Below are 515 nucleotides of genomic sequence, written 5' to 3' on the forward strand. Positions count from 1 at the left end.
GGAGACGTGATCACAGACCCGGAAGAACTTACACTACAGACACCAGAGAGTTTTTTTAAACGATTCCGTATTAACATGAAAATTCATCATGAAGTTATCTCCATACATCCGGAACGAAAAACGGTTTCAGTGAAAAATTTAGAGAATGGTGAGATATTTGAAGAAAACTATGATAAGCTGATCCTCTCTCCAGGTGCAAAGCCAACACAGCCGAGACTTCCCGGAGTAGGTATGGATAAACTTTTTACACTTCGTACTGTAGAAGACACTTTTCGGATAAAGGAATATATAAATAAGAATCATCCAAAATCGGCTGTATTGGCAGGTGGCGGTTTTATTGGTCTGGAACTGGCAGAAAATTTGAGGGAGCTTGGCATGGATGTTACAATTGTCCAGCGGCCTAAGCAGCTGATGAACCCATTTGACCCGGATATGGCATCCATGATCCATAATGAAATGAGAAAGCATGGGATAAAACTGGTACTGGGCTATACAGTAGAAGGATTTAAAGAAAA

The 515-nt window shown here is 40.6% G+C and carries 1 protein-coding gene; it reads left to right on the top strand.

All coding sequences use genetic code 11. The features are described 5' to 3' along the window. On the top strand, positions 1-515 hold a 515-nt coding region (locus LIR34_RS17595; protein WP_173697545.1), incomplete at both ends, for an NAD(P)/FAD-dependent oxidoreductase.

The sequence above is a fragment of the Blautia sp. MSK17_66 genome, assembly GCF_020538025.1.
In the GTDB taxonomy this organism is placed as follows: domain Bacteria; phylum Bacillota; class Clostridia; order Lachnospirales; family Lachnospiraceae; genus Blautia_A.